Genomic DNA, 16,316 nt, shown 5'->3' with positions numbered 1-16,316 from the left:
CTCCTGCCCGCGCGAAGAAGGGACACGGGCAGTGTCAGACTTCCCTACGCTGGCATTATCCAGATCAGGTGGTACGCCATATGATAAACCGCATCTGTTACGGGATACACAGGCACTTATAAACTTTTAAAAACATATTTACGTGCATTTATCTGGGTGCTTAAATGGGTACATTCTCAAAAATTGGGTAATTGAAATGAAAGCACCAAAGAAAATCACTAAACAATCCCAGGTTGACGCACTAACACTACCCGCCGATAAAAATGTAATGCGGATCTCTGTACTAAACGGCGCGTTGACGGGTCTTTCGCTGGTTTTACGTCGTACTTCTTCCGGCGGCGTCACTGGCAGCTATATCACCCGCCGAGATGGTAAGGACATATCAATTGGCCCGCGCACGTCCTGGACGCTTGCGGCTGCACAGGAGCGCCATCGGGAAATCATGACCAACATGACGCGCGGTATTGACGCAAGGACAGAAGCGATCACTGTTCCGCACGACCTTAACGCCCTGTTCCGCGTTTATATTAATAATCCTGCTTTTGCGCCTGCTGACTCAACGGTTAAAACATACGTTTGTACCTGGCAAAAGTATTGTAACCGCTTGTCGGCTTACGGCGAAACCACGATCGAAAACTTCACGCGCGCCAGTGCTCACAGTCTTATCCGTACCGTCGCCGAAAAGCACAGCGTAAACAGCGCTAAAAAACTGCGCGACATTCTGTTAGCACTGCGCCACTACCTGGAAAGCCAGTTCGATATAGAAGCGTTTGAAACGCTTATGACGCTGCAAAAACTGTTAGGCAAAAACAACACCGAGCTTGAACGGTCGCGACAGCCGCGCACGAACTACCTGGAAAAAGACCAGCTTCGCGCGTTATGGCGGTATTTGTGCGAAGACGAAACCAGACCTGCGCATCTGGCTGCACGTATGCTTATCTGTGCACCATTGCGTAAAGGTGAAGTTGTCGGCGGGCGATGGGAGGAAGTCGACGAGGATGCGGGCTTATGGCGGATCCCTGGTTCACGTACTAAAACAGGTTTTCCGCTCAACGTGCCGATCAGTCCAGCAATGGAAGAGATATTCGAAGCGGCACGCAGATGCGTTGACGGTGGTTTTATTTTCGGAATCAGTTCGTCGGCGATTAATCACCGCTTGCCGGAAATGCGCGCGGCCTGCGGTAACGCCGAAATGACGGTACATGATTTGCGTCGCACTGCTTCGCAATTGTCGGCTAGCGATGAACTGAACGAACCAGGGAGCGGGTTAACGTTTATTGAGGCGGATCTAATTTTAAACCACGTCAAAGGTGCAAAGAGCCAAGCGAGCGCTATCGCGAGCACATATCAACCTGAAACACTACAAAAAATGGTTACTGATGCGATCGCTAAGTACCAGAATTGGTTAGAAAAAGAGATAATAGACATCCCGTAACATATTGATTTAAATGAAAAAGTTATTGCCTTAGTGAAATGCGATGCCCATACTAAAAACACGTAAATATGCTCATAGAGGTAACTAACGTGTTTTTAAATAAAACTGAAGTCGCACATCGTATCGGGGTAGGTAGAACCAACGTCGATTACATTATCAAGACTGATCCGACATTCCCTAAACCTGTTCAACTCACCCCATCACGCCCGCATTGGCTGGATGTCGCGATCGATGCCTGGGCGCTGGCGCGCAGTGAGATGGTGAACCAAAAACAGGAAAGAGGCCGTGCAGCATGAATCACAAGGGAAATAAAAAAGCCCGTCCTGCCAGACGAGCTTTTTTTAATCGGTCTAAAACGCGTAGTTTAACAACAAGGGGCCTGTATGCCGCGTGCTAAACCAGCTTTAAAAATTGTACCGAATAACGGGACAAATGACAACCGCCTGAAAGAAGAAAGCGATCGCAGCCTGGAAGAAGCAATCGCCGAAGCTGAAGCGCACTGTGCCGCTGTCGTTGCGGGCAAAAAAGTAGCCGGTAACAGCTACCGTTTAGACGTCGCCAACTGGCGATCTGTCGATCTGATGAACCCGCCAGGGCTGGCGGGCGAAATTGTCGACGCTATCGAAGCACGTAACATGCGACCGTTACGATGGGCGGCAATTCCGGCAGCGCTTCAGCTAATGGCTATCGCCGCAGGGATCGGTAAGCGCAAATCGCTTAACGGCGCAAAGATGAACATTATCACGATCACGATCGCCGAATCCGCAGCCGGTAAAGACGCGGCACAAAGTTTTATCAGCGACGTGTTGCTACGTATCAGTAAAACGGCGCACCTGTTTAACCGTCCGCGTACTGACAAAGACATGATAATGAACGCCCTGGACGCCGATGGAAAAGCGCTGTACGTCGTTGACGAAGCCCACGACCTGATCGGCAGCATTAACGACAAAGGTTCTTCTCAGTACACTAAATCTATTGGCCCGCTTATCCTGGCAATGGCTACGGCGAAACTGTACACGCTGTCGGGTACGCATAAACGCGAAGTGAACGCACTGATCAACACGGCGCGCGAAAAGGCCGTTAAACGTCTTGAGCGCATCGATAAGCAGATCGACGCAGACGAAAGCAATAAAGACCTGCACAAAGCACGCACGGGACTGGTGAAGCAATTAGCGACGCTGGACGTGCAACAAACTATTGTCGACACTGGCATTAAAGATCCGCTCGTCTGTTTAATGTTAAGCAGCACGCCAGGTAATTTCGAAAAAGTAATCGACTACGGCAACATTGCAAGCGGCCTGATCGGTCGTGGCTTGTTGTTTCACTGCGGCGACGAAGCAGCGCGATCACGTGCAGACGAAATAAACGTCGACAGCACTGTCGCAGATGCACTTGCCGATCGTGTTCGTGATTTAACGACGTATGGCAGGTCGTTAAAAGTGCAGCCCAATACGCGCGCTTTTTTAAAAACTATCTTCGAATACCTGGAAGACGACGACCGCCGTAACGCGCCGATCGTTGGTGCGCTGTATCGCCGTGCTTATGAACGAGTAATTTCTATCGCGTCGTTGCTGGCTACCGACGAAGGGGAAGTCACCGACGAACACGTTAAATATGCCTTTGCACTTGTAATGCGTAACATCGAAGACGTCACCAGACTGTCGCAGCAAAACGAAATTGAAGACATCCAGACCGCGTTACAGCAACGTGTAATTGACGTAATTAAGCATTCGCCGGTAGGCGTTAAGTTTTCGGCGATAAATAAGCAGATTATGCGCCGTAGTGTTTTTGCAGAAGCGGCAGAACGTGCGCGCATTAACGGCTATAAAGATCCGCTCGCGCTTGCGATCGCTGCACTGGAACGACAACGCGTCATTGAATGCGCGGAGATCAGAAACGGTTTAAACATTCGCTTGTTACGGCGAGCATAATTTATGTAATAAAGCCCGCTTCGGCGGGTTTTTTATTGGTTTCGCAAAATCTTGTACCCCGTAGCTGTCCCCCTTGTAGCCCGCTACTGGCACGGCTCTCAGCGATTACGGGGGACATGGGGTACAAACGCGCTGTCCCCCTTACAGCCCGCTACTGGCGCGGTCTGGATGGGTAAAGGGTACAATATTTATATAATTTTATTATTTTTTATATAAAAACCCAAAAACCACTGTATTTTAATTCAGTAGTTTTAATGTGTTCAAAAATATTATTATCCTTTTAGAATCGTTTTTTGTCCCCTTTACCTTTCAAACCCCCGTCACGTCTAGCTTTGAAGGGGTACGGCTTATTGTCCCCCTTTGTACCCTCATTACTTGAAACCCTGTAACCACGCGGGTTTAAGAGGGGACAACATTTTAAGCCATCTTTGTACCCCGTTGCATACGACATAAGCGGTTGTCACTCACCATATACATCACTTCGACACCGTAAAAACCGGCATCACCTGTTCCGCTTTTTCGAACAGGTCGAACAGGTCATTAACAGGTCAAATACAAATTTCAGGCATCCGCGATGGCCATCGTACGCTTGACGGCGTAAACCACTGCAAAAAAGGACTCACAACGATGCCACGCGCGCCGAAACAACCTGTTAAACAGTCAACCGCTAAAGGTCGGGCTAAAACTCAATTCCAGAAAGGCCAGTCGGGTAATCCGGCGGGCAGACCGGCGGGTCGCATGAACTTCGACCGCATGATCCGGCTATGGGTCGCCGACCACAACGCAGAACACCCCGATGCGCCGCTGGACGCTTCCGGCCTGCTTAAAGATATCGGCAAGCGGGCATCCAGCGCGAAGGCGGAAACCGTGTTTAAAGCATTGCTGTCGCATATGCCGAAGCCGTCGATCGATCCAATCAACATGGACGCGGTCGACTTAAGCGATCTGGACGGTCTGACGGAACGCCTTGTCGAGCAGTTATTCACCGGCGCTAACCCGGACAGCATTAAATTCGCGCTTGATTGCGTGCAGCGCCTTTCCGATATTCGCGCCGCTGAAGCGGAACGACGCGCGCTGGAGGCGTTAAGCAAATGAGAACAGGAACGACAGCAGCACGCCTTAAGAACGTCCGTCAACGCCTGGCAGCGGCGAACGCGGAGCGAGATCTTGCCAGCGGTAAGCCAACATGGAACACGCATCCGCAGTTCGTCGAAGCGTTGCGCGAATTTAAATTCTATATCGGCGATCCGGTCGACGTGTTAGGCCGCGATTGGGAAGCGTTCTTCCTGCCGTGGGAAGTCATGATCGCCGGATATGCAGATCACGACCTGAAGCGTGAATTTATGCAGCACCAGAAGGCTGACGCGGAAGAGTTCGGCGCGCCATCCTGGTCATTCGGCGAAATGGTCGTCCGCCAGCACAAGGAGGACACCGGCGCATGATCATTAACACCAACCAACCGCACCCAACCAAAACGCACAACGGACTAACCAGGCAGGAACGCGAAGAACGCGCAGCGGCTGCGGTGCGTCATCGGCAATTAGACGCCCTGCGCGCCCGCGTACGGGCTTCAATGGCTGGCATGGATGAAACACCGGCGGATCCTGCCGCGTACCGTCAGGCGGGCTTACAGGCCGATGCAACGTGGGAAGCGGTAGAAGGCCGCAAGACAACCGGAAAACGGCAGATCGTGAAAGGGCGTAGCGAATCCGGCGCAGGCGGCAACAAACACGCCGTAGCGCCTTTACGCGGTTTACCTGTACAACCACGCACCGACACCGCCGATCGCACCGTGGCGGACGTCCTACGCACGATCATAACCGCTGAAGGCACCGGCAAACGCCTGACGGTGGTTTATCACGACGGCGAACGCGAACCAATGGCGGATGCCCTGCCGTTCCTGATCGATATTATTTCGAAAGAATTACGCCGCAGTGTTTTACCACACGAAGTCAACGCCGCCGCGTCACACGTTGCTTCAAGCGGCGACCGCTTACCACGTTACGGGATTTAAGCTATTGATATTGATCGATTTTTTGCCTTTACTTGTCCCTAAATTGTCCGTAACTTGTCCCTTGTTGATTCTCGTCAACGTTGATCATGAAACACCCTTGACCCGAAAGCGCACCCCGATGCGTGAGTAGGGTCGCTCAATCCGCCGGAATCCAACCAATGATTACACCCAAAAAAACCGTAACTGTCGTAACACTGGACGCAGGCAGCAGCAACGAAACGGAGATCGAGATCCGCAGCATCGTTGACTGTTCCGTCTTGCCGCCTCCTGGACGTTCGCCAGCCTGCGCACAACTGGCGCGCTGGTTCGCGGATAAAGTCGCAGAGGGTCAAAAATTCCGCCTTTGCAACGCACCCGATGCCCTGATTAAAGAGTTTCGCCGCGCTTCAGAACGGCGAGGCATCAAAGTAAGCGCCGGTATGCCGCGTAATGAATACGGCGAACTGATCGGCCTGAGTCACATTGAACTGAAACAGAAGGAATCAAACTGATGCAAAAGAACAGCGTAGAAGTGAAACGCCACATCCTGAACAGCGCAGGCCAGCCGCATAAATACACCGGCGCAAGTGTCACCCACGTCGAGATGGCCTTCGCTGGCTATATGGCGCAGCACCATCCCGAAGTGCGCACCGACGAAGTAGACGGATGGGTCGCGGCGTATGCCAACAAAAACAAACTGGCTTAAGGCGCTGAACATGGTCAACGAAAACGAACTACGCCAGCGCCGCAACCTGATCATTTTGCTGGCTAACGGCGTACATGAAGCCCTGGCAATGGATGCCGACAAGCTGGACGACCGCATGAATGATTTATTCATTGATAAAGTCGGCTACCGCAACTTTACCAGCGACGAAGAAGAAGACAGCTACGTCGACGGCGTCGAAAAAATGATGTTAGCCGAAGCATTGCAACGCCTAACCCGCGCTTAAACAGTCACACGGAGACTAACCACCATGACAGCACGACGCTACATTTACCGCCGCAGCCGCGCAGAGATCGCCCGCACTATTCGCCTTGCAATGAAACGGCGAGAAGAACGGCAGCGCGCCGCAGCCGCTGCAACAAACACCAACGAAGCCGCCAATTAAGGCGGCTTTTTCTTTCACCAATAAAGTGACAATCGCTTATGGCTGACTTAACGCAATACCTGGGGGATCGTAAGTGGTCGCCCGTTAATTTCCTGTTTAACGACACGTCCGACACCGTGTTCCGTATCGATGGGACGAACCTTGCTTCCATGACGTTTGACTGTGTGGACAACGAACAGCATCACTGGTCGAACACTATTACTGAATTTCCTGTCGAAGAAAGCGTCAACATCAGCGACAACATTAAGCCGAACCCGCGCGAACTGACGTTAACCGGCTTTATCAGTAACACGCCCATCAGCGGCCTGGTTGACGAACTGGTCAACTTTACCGACCGCTTTTTAAACGGACGCAAGCGCACGCAGGACGCATACAACCAACTGAAGGCGCTGTCGGAACTTAAGATCCCTGTAACCGTGACGACGCGTTATGAAGTCTACGAAAACATGGGGCTTGCGGACGTTTCTATCGTGCGCAGCGCGGAGAACGGCGATGCGCTGGTCGTGGATCTGGTCTTCCGTCAAATCAACATTGTGTCGACGCAAACTGGAACAGTACCAGAGGGCATCGGTAAACCAGGTGCGCAAAGCGACAACGCCACAAAGACCCGCGCAGGTTCGAAGGTCGACGCGGGTAAATCCACCGGCAAAGTTATGAAAGCGGACGATCCAAACGTACCGAAGCCCATCCAGCGTCACCGGTCGGCGTTGCTCGCGATGTCAGGTGAAAAAACGGGGTATCACAAATGAACGTCGAACAAATCGCCGCACGCCTTAACACTGGTCCCGCCACACTCGGCGAGCTTGTCCGGGCAGGTGCAAGCGCAATCGTGATCGCCGATATGGTGCGCGCAGGTGTCGCCGTGGTGCTGCAATTCCACGAGGATAGCGACGCAATGATCATCGGCGGATATGGAACGCCGGCCCCGCAATAATTCGCGACCGGTCCCGCCAGTAATTCAGCCCGCATCAGCGGGTTTTTTAGTGCTTACAGTTTAATTATGACTGTTCAATGCATCTACATCGTTGATGCTTTGCCAATGTGCATCATATACTCATTACACGTTTTTAAGTGGTTGCCACTTAAACGCAAAAACGCCGCTACTGCGTCAACAGTAACGGCGTCTTCTAATCTCACAAATGAGGTAAGCATCTGTGAAACTGATCGATACTTTACCGCCTGCGCTGGATGTCGTCCATTACAAGCAAACGCCCTTCCCTGTATGCCAACCGTTCTGCGGGGTACAGCGCCATGATTAAAAACGACCGCGATGTCGCACGACTGCGGATCCCTGAAGGTAAAAAGTCCGTCACGCAGCCGGTGAAAACCATCGCGCCCGCTGGCGGGCTGTACCTGCTTAAACGCGTCACGCCAGCCGGTAGCGAAGTGCTAACGTGGTTTTTCAGACACGGCGGCAAGCGTCACACCGTGGGCAACTCAAAAACGGCCTACGCGACCGCCTGCGAGCTTTACGGCGAACTAGTGGCACAAGTGCTACGCAACGAAGTAAAACCGGCTGACGAGCGCCCACGGTGGACAATGGACACGCTGTTCAACAAGTGGATCGACGCCGAAGGGACGCCAGGCGCAGCGGTCGACCTTTCCCGCCTATGGCGTAAGCACTGGTCGCCGGTATGCGGCAACCTGGTAGCGGTCGAAATGAACTACCGGCGCATTGTGGAAATCGTTAATAACGTGCGCGCCGGTATGATTGAGCGTGATGGCAAAGTTCAGGCCAATGCCTTAAGCCGTGGTGCGCGCTTTATCCCGCGCATGTTCGCTTACGGCTTCAAACACGGTATAGCCAACGAACAAGACGAGCCGATCGCCGTACCGCAAACGCTGAAGGCCAGCATCGATAAGAACCAATTACCACCGAAGACGGAACCACGACAGGCCACCTTAACGGCGGGACAATTCCGCGAACTGTTCAACCAGCTACCCGACAACGATGCCGGTAACGCGCTGCGGGTCATTATGCTGACAGGTCGGCGTAAGCGTGAAGCCACGGAGATGGCACGGCAGGAACTGCGCGGCGACATTTGGGTCATCCCTGGCAAGCGCACGAAGAACGGCAAGCCGCAGGAAGTGCCGATCCTTAGTAACCTGCACGCGGTGCTGGCGCGTTCCACCAACGAGATCGGGCGCTTATGGGAAGTCGGCGCGACAACACCGAACCTGGTATTAAACCGGTTGAACGTGATGGCAAGTTACGAAGACGAGAACGGCGAACCGGTAGTCGTACCGTGCACCGTGCACGACCTGCGCCGGTCGTGGGCTGAATTGCTGCGCACTGAATGTAAGTTAGACCGTGAAACTGTCGATCTGATGCTGGCGCATACGCCGCAGAACGCCGATACAACATCGACCACGTACCAGAAGTTACGCATCGATATGCAGAGCGCCGCAGTTGTCGACGGTTGGCAACGTTGGGATGCGTGGTGTAGTGAAGCAATAAGCAAAGCGGAGGGCTTTTAATATGGCACGTTTATTTTTAGCGGTAGTCCTGGCAGTGTTCACGGTATCCGCGTTCGCCGAAACAACAGAACGTTGCCGGATTAACTCGGCGGGCGACACGGTATGCACTGGCAAATACGGCAAGATCACGAAGCGATGCCACACAGACGGCACCGGCGCGGAAACATGCACCACGTATTAACGGCGTGAACAGTCATTCGCAAACCATTAACGACGATAGCCCGCTTTAGGCGGGCTTATTACTTTTTAGAAGTCACAAAAGATTCTATGGTTGTTCCTCTGTTTCTTCTGAAATTACTTGTACTACTTCCCCGCACTCTCCACATACTACATGCAGTTGGCTGTCTTCTTCAGACTCGTAAATTTCACTATTTAAGCTATGACAGTTAGGGCATTTTATTTCGTTATCAAAACCAATGAACTTAAGGAATAAATTTTGAATTAATGAAACAGCAGTACAGGTAAGTAAAAGGCAAATTTTTGCATCGGGAATATTTTTATTTGAAGAGTGTACTGTTTCCGCTGATAAATCCCATGCAGATTCGATCGTCGATCGGCAGTACTTCCTAAGACTCGAATTACGTTTCCCTGCGGCGTATAATCCAATGATAATACGGCAGATATTTTTAAAATCAGCAGCCTTAATATTTTCTTTCTTCAAGATATCTTCATGGGTTTTATAAAGATGAGCGGCAAGCTCAACCATGCTTTCTCTGCATGTCAGCCCAATACTTTGTATGTCTTCAGGTGCGTTAATATCATTCAATGCAATGGCGGAGGCATTTAGCCTACGACTGATGGAACGCAGCATATCTATATCTAAAGGCAATTCATCAATGACATGTTTGAAATTATCATGATGCCTTGCTTGCAGTCTTTGTGTTATGCCTAGATGAAAAGAGTACGCTTCATCGGCAGAAAAGAAATATTCATCTTGAGTGTATAAATTTAAAGGAACATTTTCACCTTCAGCAACCCACCAATTACCATCATTTTTCGTTTTAACATTCCAAATATTAACTTCAAAACCTAAATCATCAAATGTCTGCTCGACCTGCATATACTTTATATTTTCGACATCTTGTGACTTTAAATAATCAGTAATTCTTTTCTCTGCATCAATTCTATATTCAGGTGTCATTTACATTCCCTTTAACAATATACTAATCATGAAAACACATCATCGCATAGTGATGTAATCCCTGAATACATACAGGGTTACGATTCTAAGCACTAGCAAGATTTACCAAACAATACTCCCATCTACAGTATGCCCCTTAGCAATTTTGACCAAATCAAAATCAACTAATCCATACGGATAAATTTTGTTGATTTTAAAAACAACGTTAGCGACCAATTTTATTTTAGAATTAACGGATTCGGGGCGTAATACGATGTTTGATGTCCCTTTCACTTTAGCACTAGGGTATATTAAACCGTCAACGTCTGGGTGTTTACCCAAAAGAAGACGACAAAAAATTCTTGAGTAAACATAATTTACCTCATGCGCATTAGTGCTGTTTAATAGTTCTGCCGAAAAAGCATCCATATACAAATATGACAATAGAGCACGGATATCATCTTTACCAATTCTGCCAATGGCGTCACGTATTTCATTAGAAACGCCTGGTGAAATAGTAGTAACCCCATGATAGCTATTGTAAATTTCACCTATAGCAAAACATCGCATTCCGTGTTCTGACTTTTCCGGTAACTGAAAATGCGCTAAATGAACATAATCCCCTTCTCGGGCATTAATTTCAGCAAGGGCGGTACCTGGATTAAATGCGCCATAGAAAATTGCCTGCCCTTCTTCATTCATTCGACCTGTTTTGCATTTATCTAACGGCGGAGGATATATCTCACTGATATTATTATACCCGTGTTCAGTTAAACATTTCCTTGCCCGAAAAATTTGCCTATCATAGCCAAACTTAAAGTTAATACCCCCAAACGATTCAAGATACCAGCTTAACAACTTTTCTACTTCTTCCGGTTCAACTGTGCTTAGCAAATCATTACGAAATCGATCAAGACTATTTATCTCAATCACTTTTAATTTATTATCCATGTACATCCCCATTACTTCTTAATCCTGTGCATAGCTGTGCGCTTCATGCTGGCTTGTTCCCATACTTGCGCCCTATGCACAGGCTAACGTTTCCAATCTACTTTTCAATGAGCTGGTGCAAAAAAGTGTGTTTACCGGTTGTAATCAAAGATGGGTGCTTTTCTGGGTGTCTTACGACGAAGGATGCCGACAATACTGGCTCTGACATCCCCCAGATCAGGTGGTACGGGTATTTCTCAGCCTTCACAAGGAAGGGCACCCCGAGTCGTTGAAACGATATTTAAGTATTTTACTGAATATCGTCCTGTGACAAGCATACGTCGCTTAACAACAATTGTAAATGACCCTTTATTCCCACTGCATTCTCATTACATGGCAGCATTTTACTCCGGCTTATTGTACCAATAAGTTATTTCATAGTTTTCTCATAAACAGGTCTAAAAATAATGAAAAATTATCATATTGGGAAAATAAAGAGCAGATCATACTTTAACAACATCCTCTATATATTATATAAGGAGGCACGTATGATATCCAAAAACTTTTTAAAAGAATTAGATAAAATAGTGGTTCTGGGTCACGCTGATTTCTATACCAAATCTACCGCGATATATTATTTCCTCCAGCAGTCGACGCTGAGTACCTGCCAATGGTACTGGACACACAGTGCCAGGAAACGTTTTGCATCATTTATCATGTTAATTATCATTTTTGTTCTAATAGTCTCCGCGACATTTACTCAGTTTTGCTTGCTCAACAAAACAACTAACTCAGCGGAAGTAAAAGTATTTTACTCACAACTAGCTATTGGCCTGTATATGTTAGCCGCTATTTTATTTACAGCCGATAAAGTCTTTGGTTGGACATCCGGTTGGGTAAGGTATATTTCCGCTGTAATGAGCATCGAAGCATGTTATCAACGATTTTTACTCGAATGGATGAGCATTAATCTCGAAGACAACAAAATCAATGGCGAACAGCTTAAACAACGAATCTCACTAGCAAGCGCATTTATTACAGAGGTACTGGAAATACAAAAGCAGGAAATGACTGAATGGGCGACTGAATTCGGTGATGGCCTCAGCCAGTTACGCGCCATGGTGAATGAAAGATCAAAAGCAGAAGAAGCACGAAAACCCCAAACAGTCGCCAAAACAACCTTCTTTGCAAAACCCAAAAAATGGAGTGAATAATGAGCATTGAATTCGGCCCAATTCTGAACTTGCGCAAAACAACAGGTACCAAATGGACTATTTCTGCGCTCGTCCTTGTGCGCAAAAATGCTTCCCCTCCAGCGAATGAGGCGACCCTCTCATCAGGTACCGTTGATAATATTACAACCATTGCTTCAGTTCCTTTAGCGTCACCACAGTACGATGCCGTTAGATATGACTTTTCCATACCATTAACGACTAAGCCACAAACTGTCACCTACCAAATCGGTACTGAGCAGTTCCAGTTTTCTATTCCAGCTAAAAATACAACGCCTAATCTGGCTTATGTCTCCTGCAACGGTTTTTCCAGCGCCCGGGTAATGAAAGATGTTGAAGATAAATACAATCGGTGGAGAGATATTAATAATGAGCATCAGAAGAAAAACTTCAATATTTTATTAATGGGTGGAGATCAAATCTATAGTGATAGTATTTGGCATGATTCTGCAACGCTGGAGGACTGGAGCAACCAATGGGGGAGTTCTCGCTGGAAAACGCCTTTTACACAGACCATGCATGATGAAGTTGATTTTCTGTTTTTTAAAATATATCTCAAAAATTTCAGTAATAATGAGATCCGCTCAGCGCTCAGTTGTATCCCAACAATCATGATGTGGGATGATCATGATATTATGGATGGCTGGGGATCGTATCCTTTCGAACGACATAATAGTGATGTCTATCAGGGAATATTCCGTGTAGCTGAAAAGTACTTCCGTATATTCCAGTTGCAAATTCCTGCTGATGATATAACTGTGCACCCTGCCTCGATCCCGAACATCACTAATTACAGCCTTGGCTATCTGAAAATGGGAGAATTGTCATTAATGGTTGCCGATCTGCGTAAAGAGAGGTCGCCTCAACCGATGCAAATAATGTCAGAAGCTAACTGGAAAATATTTTATCAATACCTGGATAAAATACCTGAGGATGGTCATTTGATCATACAATCCAGCATTCCTGTTGCTTATCAGAATTTGAATAAGCTGGAAGCACTATTAAACATGTTACCGGGTCAGGCGGAGCTAGAAGACGACCTGCGCGATCACTGGCGTAGTGAGGCCCATATGGGGGAACGCAAACGGTTTATTCATCGTTTGTTAGATTATACCCGGCAGAAAAAAACGCGTGTCACTATAGTATCGGGCGATGTTCATGTTGGGGCCAGCGCCGTTATAGAATCAACTCGTTATCCTGACAGCAGTTTTTCCAACAATATCAATCAGCTCATTTCCACCGGTGTCGTTCATCCTGCCCCATCTGCATTTGTTCGTTACTTACTGGAAAATAATTCCCGAGAAATCGAAACAATTGAAAGTGGTATTACTGCGCAAATGATACCGCTGACGTCAAAAGGACACTATTTAATTGGAGAAAGAAACTGGCTTTCTATTGAACCTGATGACAGTTCCCGTCTATGGGCCAACTGGCACGTCGAATTTAGCGACCAGCTGATTACACGTGTTATTCATCCAGCTGGATATAAACCTTAATTAATGTCAGATGAGGTGAGTATGCTTTTTATCACAAACAGGGTACCCGAGGGTTCTGTCATTACCGAAATTGGTCGTGAATTCCGTTTCAATATGACTGATAACACCCCCTCACCTTCAATGTACTTTTGCCAGCACAACGAACCGACAGGACACATTACTGAAATAGGTAGTGATAACCTGATAGCTGAACTCCGACGTGCTCCGCACGCCCACTTGCTTTTTTTGCTGCATGGTTTCTCCAATCAACCTCAGGATGTACTCAATTCTGCCCGCATCTTACAGGGCTTATGCAACACCCTGGGCGACAACAAGATCCTTGTTATTCCATTAATCTGGCCATGTGAAAAGAATGCAGGTATTTTTACACGTTACTGGGACGATCGAGGCTCCGCCTCAGCCAGTCGCGCAGCATTCTCACGCGTAGTGATGAGGCTGTATGATGGATTAACAAAACCGGCAATGAAGCAGTGTAAGGGGATCCATATCCTGGCGCACTCAATGGGAAATTATGTGCTTTCCTGCGCGTTGCAGGAATGGAGCACTCTTACACCCAAACGGATAAATGTGCCTTTCTTCAAAAATTCTTTTCTGGTTGCCGCTGATATCGAAGATGATTCGCTTGAACCAGGCAAACCGGGTGATTTGATCTGTGAGAAAAGTGAAAAAGTTGTGGTCTATTTTGCACCGGATGACCGCGCGCTTTATACCAGCAAAACAATTCGCGGCGATCGATACTATCGTTTAGGGGCATACGGACCTGCGCATTATTCGAGATTAACCAATGTGACCGCTGTGAATTGCCGGGCAGTAAATCAGAAAAGCGATAATTTTTTTGGTCATAGCTACTATACCGATATAGCAAACAAAGAAACCGCGCCCGGAAAGGTGGTTCAGCAGATTATTTCGATTATTATTCATGGCGGTGGACCAGATACAATCTATCTTTGATGCCTTTTCAGGCTAACTCTCTGCTACGGTGAGTTGCTTACTCACGAACTCACCCGGCTACAAACCCACACAACAGCATCCTTGTATTTACATCATAATTAAATTCAGACCTCACCGGGATGACGGCCAGCATACTTTCATTTACACTTTTTACGAAATTAGTGGAGTACTAACAAAATAAATCTTGTCAGATATCCCTTATGCCAGGAATGATACATGACTGATTTTGATGACCCGAACAGGTAGAGAGGATGGGTATGAAGAAGAAAATGTTGCTGGGTGCACTTCTGCTTGCAAGCAGCGTAGTCTGGGCCGCGCCAACCGCAACAGCTGCCCCCACCGGTATCGATAAGTATGAACTGAGCAGCTTTATTGCTGACTTCACCCATTTCAAACCCGGTGACAAGGTTCCACCACTGTATCTCACCGAAGAATACACCATTAAACAGTGGAATCTACGCAATCTGCCCGCGCCGACGGCAGGCACCCACTGGACCTACATGGGCGGCGCGTATGTGCTGGTCAATGATGCCGATGCTAAAATCATTAAAGCCTACGACGGCGAGATTTTTTATCATCGGTGAAGGTATTTAATTAAAATGAAGAACACGTACTGTCCAATGGGCAATTCGTGTTCTATTTTTTATAAAAAAAATCAATCATATGCAATAGTAAAAACAACCTTGCTTTGCACTTTCCCTGTTCGTAATGACTCACCATTAATTCGTGCATACCTGGCACTAACTATAAAATCATGATATTTATAAAGCGCCCCCATCTTTTTTATTCTTTTTAAAACAGAGCCATTTTTTAGGGGGATACTAGTATCTGAACCACTGTAGATATTAAACCCCACACCTAGCGCCCCACCAGGTAAAGTATTTTTTAGTGTAAGTCCATCATCCGACCAATCGCCAGAAGAAATTTTAAGTGTTACCGGGTTTGTTGCTACACTATACACACCATTACATTCTAGCTTTAATGTATCAGAAACATTTCCTCCATATCTACCTGCCTGTAAATCATTTATAGAAATGTTAGGTAATGTAATAGAATAATCAGACTGTAGGAATTTACACGTTGTAGGTTGGTGCGTTACATTAAAGGTTATACTTTGTGCAAATGAAGCATTAAGCCCAAAGCATGCATAAATATTTGGCCAACCGCAGCTAGAATTTGATGAAAATATAATCGCATCAGAAATAGTAAAGGTATTCATATTTGAAGACCTCAGATTTACATTACCAGGAGCGTCGACATACTCCATCTTAAGTACAATATTTTTTGTATTAAATAAACTTACCGCCGAATATTGCCTTCCGGTTAGGGATGAACTTGGCGTATCTATCGGAAAATTACCTTCAACAAATGCATTTAACTTTATGTAGATTGGTTTCTCACCTGAAATATCATATAATTCAACTATGTAATTTTGTAACGCATTGATCACATGAATTTTATCAGAAGATAAATAACAAGTGAAATTTCCATCGAAGTTCGTATTGAAGTTTTGAGAACTCGCTCCATCTGTTAAGGTAACACTAATATTATTACTATTTTTTTGTGAACCATTGCAAGTTGCATAAGCCATCATAGGAAATAACATGATTAATATTATAAGATATTTTTTCATCTACCACC

At 47.2% G+C, this 16,316-nt stretch carries 20 protein-coding genes; 17 read left to right on the top strand and 3 right to left on the bottom strand.

The features are described 5' to 3' along the window. Positions 1-196 precede the first annotated feature (196 nt). From OGV85_RS15155 to OGV85_RS15095, 13 genes are all read left to right on the top strand, one after another. Positions 197-1,435, top strand: coding sequence for a tyrosine-type recombinase/integrase (locus OGV85_RS15155; protein WP_128361324.1), 1,239 nt, complete (start codon positions 197-199; stop codon positions 1,433-1,435). Between the two features lie 89 nt (positions 1,436-1,524). Then, positions 1,525-1,731, top strand: a complete 207-nt coding sequence (locus OGV85_RS15150) for a helix-turn-helix transcriptional regulator (protein WP_159162431.1) — start codon at positions 1,525-1,527, stop codon at positions 1,729-1,731. A gap of 87 nt (positions 1,732-1,818) precedes the next feature. Then, entirely contained in the window at positions 1,819-3,366 is a 1,548-nt protein-coding gene (locus OGV85_RS15145; RefSeq protein WP_128361326.1) for a hypothetical protein, read from the top strand. 627 nt (positions 3,367-3,993) lie between these two features. Then, the gene (locus OGV85_RS15140) at positions 3,994-4,461 is read left to right on the top strand and encodes a DUF5681 domain-containing protein (protein ID WP_094762023.1); all 468 of its coding nucleotides are present in this window, start codon (positions 3,994-3,996) and stop codon (positions 4,459-4,461) included. Beyond that, the gene (locus OGV85_RS15135; protein ID WP_128361327.1) at positions 4,458-4,808 is read left to right on the top strand and encodes a hypothetical protein; all 351 of its coding nucleotides are present in this window, start codon (positions 4,458-4,460) and stop codon (positions 4,806-4,808) included. The genes OGV85_RS15140 and OGV85_RS15135 overlap by 4 nt, the downstream gene beginning before the upstream one ends. After that, positions 4,805-5,380 (top strand): hypothetical protein, encoded by a 576-nt coding sequence (locus OGV85_RS15130; protein WP_128361328.1) that lies wholly within the window; start codon positions 4,805-4,807, stop codon positions 5,378-5,380. Before OGV85_RS15135 ends, OGV85_RS15130 begins: the two co-directional genes overlap by 4 nt. A 158-nt stretch (positions 5,381-5,538) precedes the next feature. Then, on the top strand, positions 5,539-5,871 hold the full coding sequence (locus OGV85_RS15125; RefSeq protein ID WP_128361329.1) for a hypothetical protein: 333 nt from the start codon (positions 5,539-5,541) through the stop codon (positions 5,869-5,871). Beyond that, positions 5,871-6,065: a hypothetical protein gene (locus tag OGV85_RS15120; protein WP_094762019.1), complete on the top strand. Its 195-nt coding sequence runs from the start codon at positions 5,871-5,873 to the stop codon at positions 6,063-6,065. The genes OGV85_RS15125 and OGV85_RS15120 overlap by 1 nt, the downstream gene beginning before the upstream one ends. Beyond that, positions 6,040-6,309 (top strand): hypothetical protein, encoded by a 270-nt coding sequence (locus OGV85_RS15115; RefSeq protein ID WP_128361330.1) that lies wholly within the window; start codon positions 6,040-6,042, stop codon positions 6,307-6,309. The genes OGV85_RS15120 and OGV85_RS15115 overlap by 26 nt, the downstream gene beginning before the upstream one ends. Before the next feature lie 24 nt (positions 6,310-6,333). Then, positions 6,334-6,468 (top strand): hypothetical protein, encoded by a 135-nt coding sequence (locus OGV85_RS15110; RefSeq protein ID WP_254922078.1) that lies wholly within the window; start codon positions 6,334-6,336, stop codon positions 6,466-6,468. A 38-nt stretch (positions 6,469-6,506) separates the two neighbouring features. Further along, positions 6,507-7,217, top strand: coding sequence for a phage baseplate protein (locus OGV85_RS15105; RefSeq protein WP_094762017.1), 711 nt, complete (start codon positions 6,507-6,509; stop codon positions 7,215-7,217). Beyond that, positions 7,214-7,402, top strand: coding sequence for a hypothetical protein (locus OGV85_RS15100; RefSeq protein WP_128361331.1), 189 nt, complete (start codon positions 7,214-7,216; stop codon positions 7,400-7,402). Before OGV85_RS15105 ends, OGV85_RS15100 begins: the two co-directional genes overlap by 4 nt. Before the next feature lie 317 nt (positions 7,403-7,719). Next, positions 7,720-8,946 (top strand): site-specific integrase, encoded by a 1,227-nt coding sequence (locus OGV85_RS15095; protein ID WP_128361332.1) that lies wholly within the window; start codon positions 7,720-7,722, stop codon positions 8,944-8,946. 265 nt (positions 8,947-9,211) lie between these two features. Here the strand turns inward: OGV85_RS15095 and OGV85_RS15090 are convergent, their stop codons facing one another. Then, on the bottom strand, positions 9,212-10,087 hold the full coding sequence (locus OGV85_RS15090) for a TFIIB-type zinc ribbon-containing protein (protein WP_094762014.1): 876 nt from the start codon (positions 10,085-10,087) through the stop codon (positions 9,212-9,214). Between the two features lie 102 nt (positions 10,088-10,189). After that, positions 10,190-11,017: an RES family NAD+ phosphorylase gene (locus tag OGV85_RS15085; protein WP_094762035.1), complete on the bottom strand. Its 828-nt coding sequence runs from the start codon at positions 11,015-11,017 to the stop codon at positions 10,190-10,192. A 527-nt stretch (positions 11,018-11,544) separates the two neighbouring features. Here OGV85_RS15085 and OGV85_RS15080 point away from each other — a divergent pair. From OGV85_RS15080 to OGV85_RS15065, 4 genes are all read left to right on the top strand, one after another. Continuing rightward, positions 11,545-12,210, top strand: coding sequence for an SLATT domain-containing protein (locus OGV85_RS15080; RefSeq protein ID WP_181522755.1), 666 nt, complete (start codon positions 11,545-11,547; stop codon positions 12,208-12,210). Continuing rightward, entirely contained in the window at positions 12,210-13,724 is a 1,515-nt protein-coding gene (locus OGV85_RS15075; RefSeq protein ID WP_003027333.1) for an alkaline phosphatase D family protein, read from the top strand. Before OGV85_RS15080 ends, OGV85_RS15075 begins: the two co-directional genes overlap by 1 nt. A 21-nt stretch (positions 13,725-13,745) precedes the next feature. Further along, a complete protein-coding gene (locus OGV85_RS15070) occupies positions 13,746-14,675 on the top strand; it encodes an alpha/beta hydrolase (protein WP_003027336.1) in 930 nt (309 codons plus the stop codon). Between the two features lie 251 nt (positions 14,676-14,926). Beyond that, positions 14,927-15,259, top strand: a complete 333-nt coding sequence (locus OGV85_RS15065; protein ID WP_153983721.1) for an RcnB family protein — start codon at positions 14,927-14,929, stop codon at positions 15,257-15,259. Positions 15,260-15,330: 71 nt separating this feature from the next. Here OGV85_RS15065 and OGV85_RS15060 read toward each other — a convergent pair whose 3' ends face one another. Next, the gene (locus OGV85_RS15060; RefSeq protein WP_181522754.1) at positions 15,331-16,308 is read right to left on the bottom strand and encodes a fimbrial protein; all 978 of its coding nucleotides are present in this window, start codon (positions 16,306-16,308) and stop codon (positions 15,331-15,333) included. Between the last annotated feature and the right edge of the window lie 8 nt (positions 16,309-16,316).

Source organism: Citrobacter sp. Cf132, assembly GCF_030333885.1.
Taxonomy (GTDB): Bacteria; Pseudomonadota; Gammaproteobacteria; order Enterobacterales; family Enterobacteriaceae; genus Citrobacter; species Citrobacter freundii.
The sequence above is the reverse complement of the archived record's forward strand: the minus strand, read 5'-3'. Positions and strand labels throughout refer to the sequence as shown.